Annotated in this window: 1 rRNA gene; it reads left to right on the top strand. The window is 58.2% G+C overall.

Annotation, left to right across the window (positions count from 1 at the left end):
• Positions 1 to 1,203, top strand: a 16S ribosomal RNA gene (locus N5095_RS22000); the annotation flags it as partial.

Raw genomic sequence — 1,203 nt, 5'->3', positions numbered from 1 at the left:
GATTAGGTAGACGGTGGGGTAACGGCCCACCGTGCCGATAATCGGTACGGGTTGTGAGAGCAAGAGCCCGGAGACGGAATCTGAGACAAGATTCCGGGCCCTACGGGGCGCAGCAGGCGCGAAACCTTTACACTGCACGGAAGTGCGATAAGGGGACCCCGAGTGCGAGGGCATACTAGCCCTCGCTTTTCGTAACCGTAAGGTGGTTACAGAATAAGAGCTGGGCAAGACCGGTGCCAGCCGCCGCGGTAATACCGGCAGCTCGAGTGATGACCGATTTTATTGGGCCTAAAGCGTCCGTAGCTGGCCTCGTTGGTCCGTCGGGAAATCCACCTGCTCAACAGGTGGGCGTCCGGCGGATACCACGAGGCTTGGGATCGGAAGACCCGAGGGGTACGTCCGGGGTAGGAGTGAAATCCCGTAATCCTGGACGGACCGCCGATGGCGAAAGCACCTCGGGAAGACGAATCCGACAGTGAGGGACGAAAGCTCGGGTCTCGAACCGGATTAGATACCCGGGTAGTCCGAGCCGTAAACGATGCCAGTTAGGTGTGTCACCCACTACGAGTGGGTGATGCGCCGTAGGGAAGCCGCTAAACTGGCCGCCTGGGAAGTACGTCCGCAAGGATGAAACTTAAAGGAATTGGCGGGGGAGCACTACAACCGGAGGAGCCTGCGGTTTAATTGGACTCAACGCCGGACATCTCACCAGCATCGACTGTAGTAATGACGGTCAGGTTGATGACCTAGTCACGAGCTACAGAGAGGAGGTGCATGGCCGCCGTCAGCTCGTACCGTGAGGCGTCCTGTTAAGTCAGGCAACGAGCGAGACCCACATCCCTAATTGCCAGCATGCCATACTGGTGATGGGTACATTAGGGAGACTGCCGTGGCCAACACGGAGGAAGGAATGGGCAACGGTAGGTCAGTATGCCCCGAATGTGCTGGGCTACACGCGGGCTACAATGGTCAGGACAATGGGTTCCTACCTCGAAAGAGGACGGTAATCTCAGAAACCTGGTCGTAGTTCGGATTGAGGGCTGAAACTCGCCCTCATGAAGCTGGATTCGGTAGTAATCGCGTCTCAGAAGGGCGCGGTGAATACGTCCCTGCTCCTTGCACACACCGCCCGTCAAAGCACCCGAGTGAGGTCCGGATGAGGCACTCGCAACGAGTGTCGAATCTGGGCTTCGCAAGGGGGCT

The sequence above is a fragment of the Halobium salinum genome (genome assembly GCF_026586625.1).
In the GTDB taxonomy this organism is placed as follows: Archaea; Halobacteriota; Halobacteria; order Halobacteriales; family Haloferacaceae; genus Halobium; species Halobium salinum.
This window is presented reverse-complemented; position numbering and strand designations above follow the sequence as displayed.